12 protein-coding genes and 2 pseudogenes are annotated in these 14,410 nt (G+C 46.5%); 4 read left to right on the forward strand and 10 right to left on the reverse strand.

Annotated elements, in window-relative coordinates:
* Positions 1 to 91: 91 nt before the first annotated feature.
* Entirely contained in the window at positions 92 to 1,024 is a 933-nt protein-coding gene (locus AC3CIC_RS12620) for a GGDEF domain-containing response regulator (RefSeq protein WP_488514782.1), read from the reverse strand.
* 222 nt (positions 1,025 to 1,246) lie between these two features.
* Between AC3CIC_RS12620 and AC3CIC_RS12625 the strand changes: the two genes are divergently transcribed.
* From AC3CIC_RS12625 to AC3CIC_RS12640, 4 genes are all read left to right on the forward strand, one after another.
* Positions 1,247 to 2,398, forward strand: coding sequence for a patatin-like phospholipase family protein (locus tag AC3CIC_RS12625; protein WP_017004458.1), 1,152 nt, complete (start codon positions 1,247 to 1,249; stop codon positions 2,396 to 2,398).
* A 109-nt stretch (positions 2,399 to 2,507) separates the two neighbouring features.
* Complete coding sequence (locus AC3CIC_RS12630; protein ID WP_017004459.1) at positions 2,508 to 3,365, forward strand: GGDEF domain-containing protein; 858 nt, start codon at positions 2,508 to 2,510, stop codon at positions 3,363 to 3,365.
* 86 nt (positions 3,366 to 3,451) lie between these two features.
* Entirely contained in the window at positions 3,452 to 3,658 is a 207-nt protein-coding gene (locus AC3CIC_RS12635) for a YaeP family protein (RefSeq protein WP_016958037.1), read from the forward strand.
* Positions 3,658 to 3,846 (forward strand): DUF4250 domain-containing protein, encoded by a 189-nt coding sequence (locus AC3CIC_RS12640; protein ID WP_017006034.1) that lies wholly within the window; start codon positions 3,658 to 3,660, stop codon positions 3,844 to 3,846. Before AC3CIC_RS12635 ends, AC3CIC_RS12640 begins: the two co-directional genes overlap by 1 nt.
* Before the next feature lie 71 nt (positions 3,847 to 3,917).
* Here AC3CIC_RS12640 and AC3CIC_RS12645 read toward each other — a convergent pair whose 3' ends face one another.
* The 9 genes and pseudogenes from AC3CIC_RS12645 to lpxA form a co-directional block, all read right to left on the reverse strand.
* A complete protein-coding gene (locus tag AC3CIC_RS12645) occupies positions 3,918 to 5,267 on the reverse strand; it encodes a sodium-dependent transporter (protein ID WP_488514783.1) in 1,350 nt (449 codons plus the stop codon).
* Positions 5,268 to 5,488: 221 nt separating this feature from the next.
* Positions 5,489 to 5,800 (reverse strand): c-type cytochrome, encoded by a 312-nt coding sequence (locus AC3CIC_RS12650; RefSeq protein WP_016958034.1) that lies wholly within the window; start codon positions 5,798 to 5,800, stop codon positions 5,489 to 5,491.
* A gap of 56 nt (positions 5,801 to 5,856) precedes the next feature.
* Positions 5,857 to 6,450 carry a tRNA lysidine(34) synthetase TilS gene (tilS, locus tag AC3CIC_RS12655; RefSeq protein ID WP_488515912.1) on the reverse strand — a complete coding sequence of 198 codons (594 nt, stop codon included), beginning with the start codon at positions 6,448 to 6,450 and terminating at the stop codon, positions 5,857 to 5,859.
* 189 nt (positions 6,451 to 6,639) lie between these two features.
* Positions 6,640 to 7,184: pseudogene (tilS, locus tag AC3CIC_RS12660) on the reverse strand (tRNA lysidine(34) synthetase TilS); the annotation flags it as partial.
* Positions 7,185 to 7,295: 111 nt separating this feature from the next.
* Positions 7,296 to 8,258 carry an acetyl-CoA carboxylase carboxyl transferase subunit alpha gene (gene accA / locus AC3CIC_RS12665; RefSeq protein WP_488514784.1) on the reverse strand — a complete coding sequence of 321 codons (963 nt, stop codon included), beginning with the start codon at positions 8,256 to 8,258 and terminating at the stop codon, positions 7,296 to 7,298.
* Between the two features lie 60 nt (positions 8,259 to 8,318).
* Positions 8,319 to 11,798 (reverse strand): DNA polymerase III subunit alpha, encoded by a 3,480-nt coding sequence (dnaE, locus tag AC3CIC_RS12670; protein WP_488514785.1) that lies wholly within the window; start codon positions 11,796 to 11,798, stop codon positions 8,319 to 8,321.
* Between the two features lie 68 nt (positions 11,799 to 11,866).
* Entirely contained in the window at positions 11,867 to 12,469 is a 603-nt protein-coding gene (gene rnhB, locus AC3CIC_RS12675; RefSeq protein ID WP_488514786.1) for a ribonuclease HII, read from the reverse strand.
* A 3-nt stretch (positions 12,470 to 12,472) separates the two neighbouring features.
* Complete coding sequence (gene lpxB, locus AC3CIC_RS12680) at positions 12,473 to 13,621, reverse strand: lipid-A-disaccharide synthase (protein WP_488514787.1); 1,149 nt, start codon at positions 13,619 to 13,621, stop codon at positions 12,473 to 12,475.
* Positions 13,621 to 14,408: pseudogene (lpxA, locus tag AC3CIC_RS12685) on the reverse strand (acyl-ACP--UDP-N-acetylglucosamine O-acyltransferase). Before lpxA ends, lpxB begins: the two are co-directional and overlap by 1 nt.
* Positions 14,409 to 14,410: the final 2 nt, after the last annotated feature.

Genomic DNA, 14,410 nt, shown 5'->3' on the forward strand with positions numbered 1-14,410 from the left:
TCTCCCCGTATCGAAGAGCGCCTCCTTATGGGAGGCGTTTTTTTTAACAAGGATCTTAAATCCTTATTTGAGCTTTGTTTAAGTCACTTTTTTAAACGATGTTTTCTGAGAATGTCACGTGGTTTCTGCCTGTTTCTTTCGAACGATACAATGCTTCATCTGCTCTCTTGAAATAGGCTTCAACCCTTGCCACTTCTGCACCCGCTTCTATGAATGTAGCGCCAAAACTCATGGTCACTGCAATCAGCTTCTCTTCATAAACAAAGTCATGGTGCTCAATGGCAGACCTAATTCGCTCAAGCACTTTCACCGCATTACAATCATCTTTCACCGAGAACAAAAGAAGAAACTCTTCTCCTCCTATTCGCCCAAGCCGATCATAAGGACGTAGTTCCTGAGTCAGCAAGTCGCCGAGTTGACGCAAGATCGCATCTCCCGCTGGGTGACCATATTTGTCATTAATACGTTTAAACCAATCAATATCACACACCGCAAAACAGAGATTTTCTTTAGCGCGATGAGCTCGTGAAAAATCTTCACGTATCCGCTCAAACAGAACGCGTCGATTAAGGAGCCCCGTCAACTCATCAAAACTCGCGAGATGATCGAGCCTAGTCATGGCATCGACTAAACGCGATTGAAGCTCAAGTGTACGCTTACCGACTTCTACTCGGGCTTTCAGCACTTGGGTATTGAAGGGTTTAGAAATGTAATCATTGGCCCCTTTGTTCAAACCTTGCACAATGTGCTCTGCACTATCTCGAGCCGTACAAAGAATAATATAAGGAGGGTTAGCCGTATCAATTTGACGAATTTTCTCGCAAAGCTCAATGCCACTGTAACTGGGCATCTCCCAATCAAGAAGAAGTAGTGAAGGCGGATCTGCTTGCATCATCACCTCCAACGCTTCCAAACCGTCGTAGGCAACCACCGTTTTGATTCCCCATTTTATCAGCAGCATTTCAACCAACTTGGCCGTTGCTTTGTCATCATCAGCAATTAATGCTGTTAAAGGAGGAGTCATGAATTCGCCAAAGAAATAAAAAGTGAACAGAAATATACCATTTACTGTTCTCTTTCTTCGATGGCATTGATACGCCATGCCGTCTCTTTTGGCGCTTGATCACAATCAATTCAAAAAGTTAGTTGAATAGGCGTAGGTAAAATCGAGTATGGCTCAAATACAACTTTTCTAAGTCATACTGAAAATTGACCCATACGACAGTCCAAGTAGAGTGTTAACACAATGGCATCAAAGACTGATTCAAAAGCACCGCAGAAAAAAATCGCGCTCTTATTGAGCGGAGGTGGGGCTCGCGCGGCTTATCAGGTGGGTGTGATGAAAGCAATTTCAGAATGGTACCCGCGCGTTCACGCCAGTCCTTTCACCATATACTGTGGAACGTCAGCTGGGGCGCTCAATGCAACCTCTCTTGCTTGTCATACGTCATGTTTTCGACTCGGCGTCAAAAAACTGTCATGGCTTTGGTCAAATCTTCACACAAAGCACGTATTTCAAAGCTCTTTCCAAGGCATGCTACTTCACTTAGGTCGACAGGCTTTTGCCCGCACGCAAGCACGTTATCATGATGCGCCGCCATTTGGCTTACTTGATAATCGCCCATTACGTAACCTGCTTAATAATGTCATTAATTTTAGCAAGATAGAACACCAGATACTGGCGGGAAACCTCCACGGATTAGCAGTCACCGCATCAAACTACCACACCAGTAAATCCGTCACGTTTTACCAAGGACACGCTGACATACCGGTTTGGCGTCGATCTCGTGCTATCGGAATAAAAAGTCAAATCAATACCGAGCATCTTCTGGCATCATCCGCGATTCCGATCGTTTTTCCCGCATCCAAGATTGGTCACAGTTTTTATGGCGACGGTTCCGTTCACCAAATTGCTCCGCTCCGTCCCGCGCTTAAAATGGGCGCTGAGAAGGTGCTTATTATTGATCTTGCCCCTCAAGCACCCACCACTCACAGCAGTATTGCTCCTGCTCCCGGTTTGGCTATGCTCGGCGGGCATCTGATGGATGCAATATTCGCCGACACCCTTTCGGCAGACCTTGAGCACCTGGATCGTATGAACAACCTCGCCTTGGCCGTGGATAAAAGTAAAGCCGATAATTTGGCACTACGGCAAGTTGATGCCCTTCACCTCTCCCCCTCATCACCCTTTGAACCATTAGTTGAACGGTACTATTGTCATATGCCTCTAGCAGTACGCAGCCTAATGAGAATTTTGGGCATAAGTCCTTCTGAAGATGCAGCAATTACTAGTTATCTGTTATTTGAACCGAAATATATCAACCACTTAATTGACATGGGCTACCAAGATGCTCAAAATCGTCGATCCGATTTAGTGAGCTTTCTATCAAGTGAATAGCCAGATAAAATAACGGACGAGCAGTTGCGCACCAATAACCTGGAACGCTTTTTGCTTCTATTGATTAAAGCATGAACGGTCATGGTTATTGGTTTCTGAGGCAGTTTCGATGAGTACGCAACTGGAACAACTCAAAAAAGCAGCAATACAGTCTCGCCGAGTACCTCTTGGTGCGGATCAGCGTCTAATGGTGCTGCAGAAGCTTCAGGGTCGGCTTGAAATCGATAAATTGTTTGAAGTGTTTACCAGGGAACTGGAAAAGCAAATCGACATCAATCGTTTAATATGGGAACACGATGACATCTCTCATATTGTTCGACGTGGCGGCTCTTCTGATTTTCGACAAACTTTTTCTATCAAATTTGCTCAATCGCCGTTGGGAATGCTTCAATACAGTACACCTTATCAACTAGACAACGATGAAATTAGTTTGATTCATACCTATCATCGTCTTCTCGCTGGCCCTCTTAGCAATGCAATCGAATATAGTCGCGTTCGAAATCTCGCGATGCTGGATAGTCTCACTGGCCTAAACAATCGAACCAGCTTTGAGCAAGATCTCCGCCAATCTGTCGCACTGACGGAAAGAAAAAATCACGGTTTGATCTTGATGATTTTCGATATGGATAACTTTAAGCAAGTTAATGACACCTATGGGCACCTTGATGGTGACAAAGTATTACGCCGATTTTCACTGTTATTGAAAGAAGCCATACGAGCCTCTGATCGATGCTATCGCTTAGGTGGAGATGAGTTTGCAGTTTTGCTAACACCCGCAACTCGCGAGTCGGCACAACTGGTTAACGACCGCCTTAAAACGCTACTTTCCCATGACACTCTTCTCACCGCGCATTCTATCTCCAGCTCTGTGGGCTGCTCAGCGTATCGTCAAGGCGATAACGTCACCTCTATGTTTGAACGAGCTGACCGCAGTATGTACCGCAATAAAGCAAGTCGCCGCCGATAACATCATTTCGCCCCCTCAATGATTAAGACTCCATCCTAGCTTCCTTTTACGGTATATTTCACTCAAAGTCTTTCCAAGGAGTAGCAATGAAAGTCTACGATTGTTGTGATTTAATCCGCCAACGTTACGCGGAAATTGGTAGTGGTGATCAAGGTTATATTCCTAACGCTATCGCTTGTGCCGTGAAAACATTAAATGCAATCGCATCTGACGAATCGGTTCCAGAAGAAGCTCGCGAGCAAGCCGCATTCGCCGCTGCAAATCTTCTGATCAGTGACCATAAGGATGCGTAGTGGATCTGACAGGATTTGAAACCATGGACACAGTAATGCTCATGAGCATTGTGAATATGAAACTACGCGATGAATTTCCATCACTAAGTGAATTGGCAAAGTACTTTGATATCGATACTGTTGCATTGCAAACAAAACTCGCCGGTGCCGGTTTTGAATACATTCCTGAGCAAAATCAGTTTCGTTAATTTACGCTAAACGATTAACAAGCCAATAAAAAAACGGAAGCCTAGGCTTCCGTTTTCGATCTTTTTAATAATTACGCAAAAGACATCCAAATCACCGCTATCACCAGCGCGGGGCAGACAAATTTCACATAGGTTGGCCAGATTTTCCAAAAAATCCCATCTTCAATGTTGTCATAACCTTGACGTAATTCTTGAAGTTTTTCACTACGCTTCCAAACCCAGCCACCGTAAAGGCAAAACAGTAACGCGGCAAAAGGCTGAAAATATTGAGTGGCAATGTTTGCAACCAAACCGAACATGCTGCCGAAGTTAAACACAATCACCACACTAAACAGCGCAATCAATCCCCCAAGGAACCAACTCGCCACTGAACGCTTCGTTCCCAAGCGTTCATTCATTAGAGATACAGGGCATTCCAACATAGAGATCGATGATGTGAGCGCTGCTATTGTCATCAACACAAAAAATATCAATGCGATGAACGCGCCTCCTGCACCTAACCCTTCAAACAACATAGGCAATACATCAAACACTAATGTGGATGAATTCAGCAATTCGCCCTTCGCATCATATATTTCGACGCCTTGCTGCATTGCCGCAAACATAGCAGGAAGAATAACTAAGCCAGCAATAACAGCAACAGCGGTATCCACTAGCGTGACATTAAGTGCCATTTTGGGGAGGTTTTCTTTACGGCTCAAATAAGAGCCATAAATCAGCATTGAGCAACCGCCAATCGTCAGTGAGAAGAAACCTTGTCCCATGGCTGCAAGTATCAAATCACGATCCATCACCTTGGAGAAATCAGGGATCAGATAGTGCGCAAGACCTTGAGTTGCTCCCGGCAATGTCATGACATAAACAAACAATATGCCAAACAAGACAAACAACGCAGGCATCAACCGAGTGGACCACTTCTCTATGCCCTCTTTCACGCCTGCTTGAACAATTAAAATGGTGAGGAGATAAAAAATTGCCGCGCCAAACAAGTTTCGTTCAACAGAAAAACCTTTTAGCCAGAGAGAAGCCTCATGCATACCGACGATATCTGCGCCTGCAGCCAGCATGAACGACACTAACCACCCTCCAACAATGCTATAAAATGCAAGCACGAGACATGGAACCATCAGGCCAATCAAGCCAACACTGCCACCGAGTGTTTTGGAAAGCGGCGAACGGCCTAGCTTACGCATGCTGTCAATGGGGTTTGCTTGACCATGGCGTCCAATTGCCATTTCAACAACCAACATTGGGTATGCCACAACAAGGATCATAAAAAGATAAACCAGCAAGAACGCTCCACCGCCATTACTTGCTGCTTGAGTAGGAAAGCCCCAAATGTTACCTAACCCGACAGCAGCACCTGCTGCGGCGAGCACAAAACCTATTCTTGAGCTGAAATGCTCACGTCCTGCAGCCATTGCTTTAACCTCGCACAATGTATCAGTGAGCTAGTACAATAGTAAATTCTAGTTTTTATAGCAATAGCAGCAAATTCGATCGAACAAAAAACGCACTGACCACACAAAAAATTGCGAGAAAGCTCGATACCAGAGCATCACCAACGTGCAAGATGCTCTGATATCGACAAATAAAAAAGCCACAACATAACGCTGTGGCTTTTCATAAGGATCCGGTGTGCCTATTTCATCTGTGAGAAATACGCTGCAAGGTTTTCCATGTCCGCGTCACTCAGCATTGTGGCCTGTGGTGCCATCACCATAGATTGCCCGCCTTTACGCTCGCCACTCTTATAAGCTTTCAAGGCTGAGACAATATACTGCGCATTCTGACCAGCTAGATTCGGGTAGCCTGGAATCATAGCAATACCATTTGCACCATGACACGCAGCACACACTGCAGCCTTCGCTTTGCCCGCTGCTGCATCACCTGCTGCAAATGATGGTGTCGCTAGCATTAAAGTAACCAGACCTAAAGGTAGTAGTTTTTTCATCGCTTCCTCGCTTTATTGTTTTCCAGTTTGCATAAATTCTTGCACGTGGAATCCATTCACGCACTGTATGGATGGTGTTTGTGCCAGACAAGCTCACATTCCTGTCCATCGAACCCTTCACAGACAAACAAATCAGCAACAGCAGCAAGCTGCTCACCGTAAAATATCAACGGGGTTCTTCTACGCTGCCAAGTGGGCACACCATATTCCTGAAAAAGCTTTTTAAGCTTTCGCTTACCTTGCCTTCCCAATGGATGAGCAAATAAGCCTTCCGGATTAAAACTGACCGTAACAGCTTCACTCTCACTGGGCAGTCGAAGCATTAAGCCATTTAAATCTTCACGCTCAATCAATGACAATTCACCGATACTGTCAGGCAAAGCTGCAGCACAATTTAGTGCTAACGTGTGCTGCCAAGCAGAAACATCTTCAGCGTTTATCACACAATATAAACTTTGCTGAAAACGCCTTACCTGCCAATTACCGAGCTGCACTAAAGGATTTGCATCCTCACCTGCATTGATAACGGAATTGAACACTTCGCTGAGTTGAACTTGGGACAAGTTGAGACCTGCCGTCTGTTTCAGCCATCTCCTCAACAGCGACGATTGCATTCGAGAAGAGTAAGCGCTTAACAATGCCAGTGACATCCCGCCATCTGGTTGCTGAATACGCACATCATGTTCAGCTAACAACTCATCCAACAATGCTTCTTGCGCTGCGCACAATTTGGAAGTTCGGTTGATCGCACGAACAAACCCTGGCCACCTTTCTCTCGCCTGAGGAAGCCATGCTTGTCTGATAAAATTACGATCAAAACGGCAATCCAGATTACTTTCATCCTCAATCCACGCTAATCCCTGTTTATTTGCGTACTTTTCGATATCTTGACGCATTACGGTCAATAGTGGTCGTAACAAATGGGCATGACCGAGCGGCCGAATCTCTGGCATCGCTGCCAGCCCTGCGGGTCACTGCCACGTTTCAATGCCAATAAAAACGTTTCAGCTTGATCGTCTGCATGCTGCCCTGTCAACACCAAGGCTTCGGGTTCGACAACTGATGCAATGGCCGAATATCGAGCCTCTCGGGCTGCTTTTTCTAGGCTTTCACCACGCTTATCGAAATCAACATGCAAGCCCTTGAAATCTAAACCGACCTCAACAGACCAACCTTCGCATTGTGCCAGCCAAGCATCGGCATTTTCACTGAGTCCGTGGTGCACGTGAATCACAAGGTAACGATGTTGAGGATGAATATCACGGTAGGTAGAGAGTAGGTCCAGCATGACACGCGAATCTACCCCACCACTGAATGCCAATACGATTTGGCGAGGCGTGAGTGCATAAGCATCTAGGACATTTTCAAACTGGGAGAACAGCATAAGTGCCTCAAAGACATTGAATTGTCGTCATAATAGCATCCGAATGAAAAAAAGGGCCATTAGGCCCTTTTTTGATATTCTCGTATTTTCGCTCGCTTTCGCGATTGCCAATCAGCAGTAACCGTAGCTTAGTAAGCGCTGGTAACGTCGCTCACGCAAGGCATCCGTGTCTAGTTGTTCAAGCTCTTCTAATTGCCTGACCAAAAGTGCTTTGATGTTGTCAGCGGTAAACGCTGAATTTCGATGCGCACCGCCCATTGGCTCTTCAATGATGTTATCAATCAAGCCAAGCTCTTTCAGACGCGGTGCTGTCATACCCATCGCTTCTGCTGCTTGTGGTGCTTTGTTTGAATCGCGCCATAAGATCGATGCACAACCTTCTGGGGAAATAACCGAATAGGTTGAGTATTGCAGCATGTTGACGAAATCGCCCACGCCGATAGCCAATGCACCACCAGAGCCGCCTTCACCTACCACATTACAGATAACTGGCACACTAAGGCCTGACATTTCTTTCAGGTTGCGGGCAATGGCTTCTGACTGGCCTCGCTCTTCAGCGCCAACACCAGGGTATGCACCTGCGGTATCAATAAAGGTAATGATTGGCATGTTGAAACGCTCAGCCATCTTCATCAAACGTAAAGCCTTGCGGTAGCCTTCAGGCTTTGGCATGCCAAAATTACGGATGACTTTCTCACGTGTTTCACGGCCTTTTTGGTGACCAATAATCATCACTGGACGACCATCAATACGCGCCATGCCACCAACAATGGCTTTATCATCGGCATAAGCACGATCGCCCGCCAATTCTTCAAACTCGGTGAAGATCAGATCGGCGTAATCCAAGGTGTATGGACGACGTGGATGACGCGCCAATTGCGCGACTTGCCAAGCACCTAAGTCACTGAAGATTTTTTTCGTCAATTCAGCGCTTTTTGTCTCCAATTGCTCGATTTCTTTATCAAGATTGACAGCCTCAGGATCGTCACCGCGTTTGGACACTACACGCAGGGCTTCAATTTTTGCTTCCAATTCAGCAATTGGCTGTTCAAATTCAAGGAAATTAAGACTCATAGAGAAAGAATCCTGTTCAGGTAATTAAGTTGCCCCGTCGTACACGACAGGACAAACGTATCAGTCAAATTCCAGCTCGACCTGTTTATCGCCGAGCAGCGTTTTTAAATCATCGATCAACTTGTCATCAGGCGTAATCCGCCATTCTGTACCTAAGACTAACTTCGCACGTGCATCGTCACGCTGATAATAAAGGTTCACAGGCACGGTGCCAGCGCGATAAGGTTCTAGGATTTCGCTAAATCGTTCAAAAAATTTGTTATCAATTTGCCTGTCAGTCACAGAGATAGCAAGACTGCGCAGGTACTTTTCGCGCGCTTGAGAGAGATCAAGCACTTCTCGTGCCGACATTTTAAGGCCACCGTTGAAGTCATCAAAGCTGACCTGTCCGGATATGACCAAAATTCGGTCTTTTTCAATGAAATCTAAGTACTTTTCTAATACATCTGAGAACAGCATCACTTCCATGCGTCCCGACCTATCATCCAAAGTTAGGATCCCGATGCGCGATCCACGCTTTGTGGTCATCACTCGGGCGGCTATCACTAATCCAGCAACGGTAGAAACAACATCACGCTTTGTTGCATGAGCATCTTCCAAACGCCAAGTAATATAGTGTTTTAGCTCTTTCACATAGCTGTTGATTGGGTGACCCGTTAAATACAACCCTAGCGTTTCACGCTCACCTTCAAGCCATACTTTTTCTGGCCAGTGTGGTACGTTCGCATACTTGTGTTCGACTTCCTCGGGTTCATCTGTCAACACACCAAACATATCAGCCTGACCAAACGATTCTGCCTGGTGATGCTGGCTTGCTGACTTAATCGCGTCATTCAGTGATGCCATCATCGCTGCGCGATGCGGACCTAATCGGTCCATTGCACCCGATTGAATCAATTTCTCTATCACGCGTTTGTTTACTTTTTTGGTATCTATACGCGCACAGAAATCGAATAAGTCACGGAAGTAGCCGCCTTTTTCACGCGCTTCAATGATGTTTTCAATAGGCGCTTCACCTGCACCTTTAATCGCGCCAATGCCGTAAACAATTTCACCTTTATCGTTTACATTGAAGCGATACAATCCAGCATTCACATCTGGTGGCAGCATGGTCAACTTCATGCGGCGACATTCTTCCACCAAGCCGACAATCTTGTCGGTGTTATCCATATCCGCAGTCATTACCGCAGCCATGAACTCCGCAGGATAGTGAGTTTTGAGCCAGAGTGTCTGGTATGAAACAAGTGCATATGCCGCTGAGTGCGATTTGTTAAAGCCGTAACCTGCGAACTTTTCGACCAAGTCGAAGATCTTCATCGCCAACTCGCCGTCGACGCCGTTCTTTATCGCTCCGTCTTCAAACGTTGCCCGCTGCTTGGCCATTTCTTCTGGCTTTTTCTTACCCATGGCACGACGAAGCATGTCCGCCCCGCCAAGGGTATAGCCAGAAAGCACCTGAGCGATTTGCATGACCTGCTCTTGGTACAAAATAATGCCGTAGGTTGGCTCAAGAATTTCCTTTAGCGAATCGTGTTGCCACTTTTCATCTGGATATGACACGACTTCTCGACCGCGCTTTCGATCGATAAAGTTATCTACCATGCCTGATTGCAATGGTCCCGGACGGAAAAGTGCCACCAGTGCGATCATATCTTCAAAGCAATCTGGTTGAAGACGTTTAATGAGATCTTTCATGCCGCGAGATTCCAACTGGAATACCGCGGTGGTTTCAGAGTTTTGTAAAAGTCGGAATGACGCCATGTCATCCATTGGGATCGCTTCAATGCGTATTGGCTCTTCACCTTCGGCTTGAAGGCGAGGGTTGACCATTTTAAGCGCCCAATCGATGATGGTCAGTGTACGTAAACCCAAGAAGTCAAATTTGACTAAGCCAGCGGTTTCTACATCATTTTTATCAAACTGGGTAACGGGAAAGTGACCTTCACTATCACAGTATAGCGGCGCAAAATCGGTAATCGTGGTGGGTGATATAACAACACCACCAGCGTGCTTACCTGCATTTCGGATACTACCTTCAAGGATTCGACACGTATCAATCAGCTCACGAACTTCTTCATCAGCTTCATAAAGATCGCCCAGTTGGGGCTCGACATCAAACGCCTTCGCCAGCGTCATACCTGGATCCGGTGGCACCATTTTTGAAATACGATCAACGAAACCGTAAGGATGACCAAGTACTCGCCCCACATCACGGATAACCGCTTTTGCTGCCATGGTACCGAAAGTAATGATCTGTGATACGGCATCTCGACCATAGATTTCCGCTACGTGGTCAATCACCTTGTCTCGTTTGTCCATGCAAAAGTCGATATCGAAATCGGGCATGGATACTCGTTCAGGGTTAAGGAAACGCTCGAACAGCAAATCAAATTCCAGTGGATCGAGATCAGTGATTTTTAGTGCATACGCCACCAGTGAACCTGCACCCGACCCTCGCCCAGGTCCTACCGGAATATCATTGTCTTTCGACCACTGGATGAATTCCATCACAATAAGGAAGTAGCCTGGAAACCCCATTTGGTTGATTACCTGCAGCTCGATATCTAACCGCTCGTCATATTCAGGACGGAGGTTCGCTCGTTCTTGCGGGTCAGGGAACAAAAGTTCAAGACGCTCTTCAAGGCCTTCTTGCGATTTTTTCACCAGAAACTCCCCTATCTCCAAGCCTTCGGTAGGGAAGTTTGGCAGGAAGTATTCATTCAAACGCACAGTCACATTGCAGCGTTTGGCGATTTCGACGGTATTGGCGAGTGCTTCTGGAATATCGTGGAATAACTCACACATTTCGTCTTCAGTGCGAAGGTATTGCTGTGGACTGTAGTTTTTTGGGCGACGTGGATCTTCGAGCGTAAAGCCATCATGGATCGCAACGCGAACCTCATGAGCATCAAACAGATCAGCCGAAAGGAAGCAGACTTCGTTGGTAGCAACCACAGGCAGGTCGAGTTCAGAGGCCAGATCCAAAGCAAAATGCAGGTAAGCTTCTTCGTCAGGGCGGCCTGTTCGGGTAAGTTCGATGTAATACGCATCTGGAAAGTGAGTCTGGTAAAACGCTGCACACTGTTTAGCTAGCGCCATATTGCCTTTTAGCAATGCTTTACCCAGATCACCTCGCCGTCCGCCGGACAACAAGATCAGCCCTTCTTTTAACTCCAACAGCCATTCAAGATCTATGACTGGCTGATGCTGAACATGACCGCGCAGATAGGCTTTTGATATCAGTAAGGTCAGGTTTTTATAGCCAATGTTATCTGCTGCAAGCACCGTTAATTGACAAAGATCATCACCAAATGCATCAGATTGGACTTTGAAATCAGCGCCAATAATAGGCTTAACACCATTGCTTTGCGCTGTGTTGTAGAACTTCACCAGACCACATAGGTTCGTAAAGTCAGTCAATGCCATCGCGGGCATGCCAAGTTCGCCAACTTTTTTTACCAAAGGCGGCACTTTGCCAAGGCCGTCAACCATGGAATAGTCACTGTGAACACGAAGGTGGATAAAACGTGGGTCTGACATAGTACTCGTACGTTACTGATTGATGGTTAGATAGGATAGTAGAGGGGAGCGACACTCCCCTCTACGTATTATGCAATGCCTAACGCTTTCTTGACAGGTTTAAAGCTCTTACGGTGCTCTGCGATGGCACCATGCGCATCAAGTGCTTCAAAATGTGCCTTGGTTGGATAACCTTTGTGCTTGGCGAAACCGTATTGCGGATATTGAGCATCCAGCACTTCCATTTCACGGTCACGCATGACTTTTGCAAGAATCGATGCAGCGCTGATTTCAGCCACTCGCAAATCCCCTTTGACGACGGCTTGACCTGGCATAGGTAATCCAGCAGGCACGCGATTACCATCGATCAATACAAAGTCTGGCTGAACCGACAGACCCGCTACTGCACGCTCCATCGCTAACATGGTAGCAGCGAGAATGTTGATGTCGTCAATTTCATCTGCCTCGGCTCGCCCCAAAGACCACGCTAACGCTTTTTCTTTGATGATCTCAAACAGCGCTTCGCGCTTCTTCTCGGTTAGCTTTTTGGAGTCCGTCAGCCCTTCAATGGGGTTGTTAGGATCCAGAATAACAGCCGCAGTCACAACCGCACCGACTAACGGCCCTCGGCCCACTTCATCAACACCAGCAATGAGTTTGGCTTCAGGATAAACAAAAGGTTCGAAATCCATGGATTAACGCCCTATCAGATTAAGTACGGCACGAGCTGAAGCTTTGTCTGCATCGCAACGAATAACTTCATGTAAACGTGTGAACTCAGCCATCAGCGCATCATTATCGTTATCAAGGTAACGAGAGACCTCTGTTGCCAATGCCTCAGGCGTACAATCTTCCAACAACCTTTCAGGCACCAACTCTCGTCCCGCGAGAATATTCGGCAAAGAGACAAATTCGGTTTTTACTAAGCGTCTTGCGATCCATGCGGTGATGGCATTCACTTTGTACCCGACGACCATGGGCCGCTTAACCAACATGCATTCAAGTGCGACCGTACCGGAAGCCAGAAGTACCACATCTGATGCTGCTATGACGTGACGAGCAGTATCATCGACCAGAGTAAAATCCAGGTCAGGCGCGGTTTCTTTCCATGCCTGTTCAAACTGTGCGCGACGGGTTTCATTTACCAGTGCAACGGCAAATCCCAAATGGGGATATTTCGCTTTAAGCAACTGACAGGTTTTGATAAACGTCGGGGCAAGCATTTTCATTTCACCACCACGACTTCCAGGCAAAACGCCCAAATACGTTTTGTCATTATCGAGGCCGAGCAAGGCTCTAGCAGCCGCTTTATCACTAACTAAGGGAATGTCGTCCGCCATGGTATGACCAACGAAATCACACGGCACATCAAATTTATCGTAAAACGCTTTTTCGAACGGCAGAAGCGCCAACACCAAATCAGTGGCTGCCGCAATTTTGAAAATACGTTTTTGACGCCAAGCCCAAACACTGGGACTGACATAATGGACGGTTTTAATACCAGTATCTTTGAGCGATTTTTCGAGGCGAAGGTTGAAGTCTGGTGCGTCAATGCCGACAAACACGTCGGGCGGATCCGCAACGAAGAAGTCGACTAACGCATGCTTGATTTTCAATAGACGAGGCAAACGACCCAGCACTTCCACAATGCCCATTACCGCCAGCTCTTCCATATCAAACAATGTCTCGCATCCTAAAGCCTTCATCCGAGGCCCACCGATACCGACAAACTCTGCATCTGGATATTGCGCTTTAACCGCTTTGATAAAGCCAGCACCTAAAATATCGCCGGAGATTTCCCCGGCGACAATTCCAATTCGTAACGGCTTTGTTGCAACAACCATTAGCGAATGATACCTCGGCTCGAGTTATCAAAGAATTCAACAAACAGTTGAAGTGCTTCTTCGTCTTTCGCCATTTCCGCTATTTGCTTTTTCGCTTCTTCCAGCGTTTTGCCAGATCGGTAAACTTCTTTGTATACCGCACGAATCGCTTTTATTGCGTTCTTGTCAAAGCCACGACGTTTGAGGCCTTCAACGTTAATACCAAATGGTGCACAGTGGTTACCTTGCGCCATAACGTAAGGAGGGACGTCTTTGACAACAATAGAACCACCACCAAGCATACTGTGGCTGCCAATTGTGCAAAACTGATGAATGGCAGTCATACCGCCAACAATAGCAAAATCACCCACAGTAACGTGACCGCTAAGGTTGCATTGTTAGCAAAGATACAGCGATCGCCAATCACGCAATCGTGAGCAACGTGTGCGTTAATCATGAATAAGTTATCGCTACCCACTTGGGTGTGACCGCCATCTTGAACGGTACCTCGGTGCATGGTCACGCTTTCACGAATCGTGTTGCGATCGCCAATTTCCAATGTGGTCGGCTCACCTGCGTATTTAAGATCTTGACACTCTTCACCGATAGAGGCGAATTGGAAGATTTTATTATCTTGGCCAATTTTTGTCGGACCTTTGATAACTACATGAGTTTTTACTTCGGTGCCTTCACCGATTTCCACGCCAGTACCGATGAAGCAAAACGCACCAATTTTAACATTAGCGCCTAGGGTTACCCCTTCTTCAACCACTGCGGTTGGATGAATTTGTGCAGATTCATGGATCACTG

The sequence above is a fragment of the Enterovibrio sp. QJM3NY_24 genome, from assembly GCF_057786035.1.

Bases quoted from the DNA above. Each gene is read 5' to 3' on its own strand.
- AC3CIC_RS12620 (WP_488514782.1), bottom strand. From the start codon at position 1,024: ATGACTCCTCCTTTAACAGCATTAATTGCTGATGATGACAAAGCAACG.
- AC3CIC_RS12625 (WP_017004458.1), top strand. From the start codon at position 1,247: ATGGCATCAAAGACTGATTCAAAAGCACCGCAGAAAAAAATCGCGCTC.
- AC3CIC_RS12630 (WP_017004459.1), top strand. From the start codon at position 2,508: ATGAGTACGCAACTGGAACAACTCAAAAAAGCAGCAATACAGTCTCGC.
- AC3CIC_RS12635 (WP_016958037.1), top strand. From the start codon at position 3,452: ATGAAAGTCTACGATTGTTGTGATTTAATCCGCCAACGTTACGCGGAA.
- AC3CIC_RS12645 (WP_488514783.1), bottom strand. From the start codon at position 5,267: ATGGCTGCAGGACGTGAGCATTTCAGCTCAAGAATAGGTTTTGTGCTC.
- AC3CIC_RS12650 (WP_016958034.1), bottom strand. From the start codon at position 5,800: ATGAAAAAACTACTACCTTTAGGTCTGGTTACTTTAATGCTAGCGACA.
- tilS (WP_488515912.1), bottom strand. From the start codon at position 6,450: ATGTCACTGGCATTGTTAAGCGCTTACTCTTCTCGAATGCAATCGTCG.
- accA (WP_488514784.1), bottom strand. From the start codon at position 8,258: ATGAGTCTTAATTTCCTTGAATTTGAACAGCCAATTGCTGAATTGGAA.
- dnaE (WP_488514785.1), bottom strand. From the start codon at position 11,798: ATGTCAGACCCACGTTTTATCCACCTTCGTGTTCACAGTGACTATTCC.
- rnhB (WP_488514786.1), bottom strand. From the start codon at position 12,469: ATGGATTTCGAACCTTTTGTTTATCCTGAAGCCAAACTCATTGCTGGT.
- lpxB (WP_488514787.1), bottom strand. From the start codon at position 13,621: ATGGTTGTTGCAACAAAGCCGTTACGAATTGGAATTGTCGCCGGGGAA.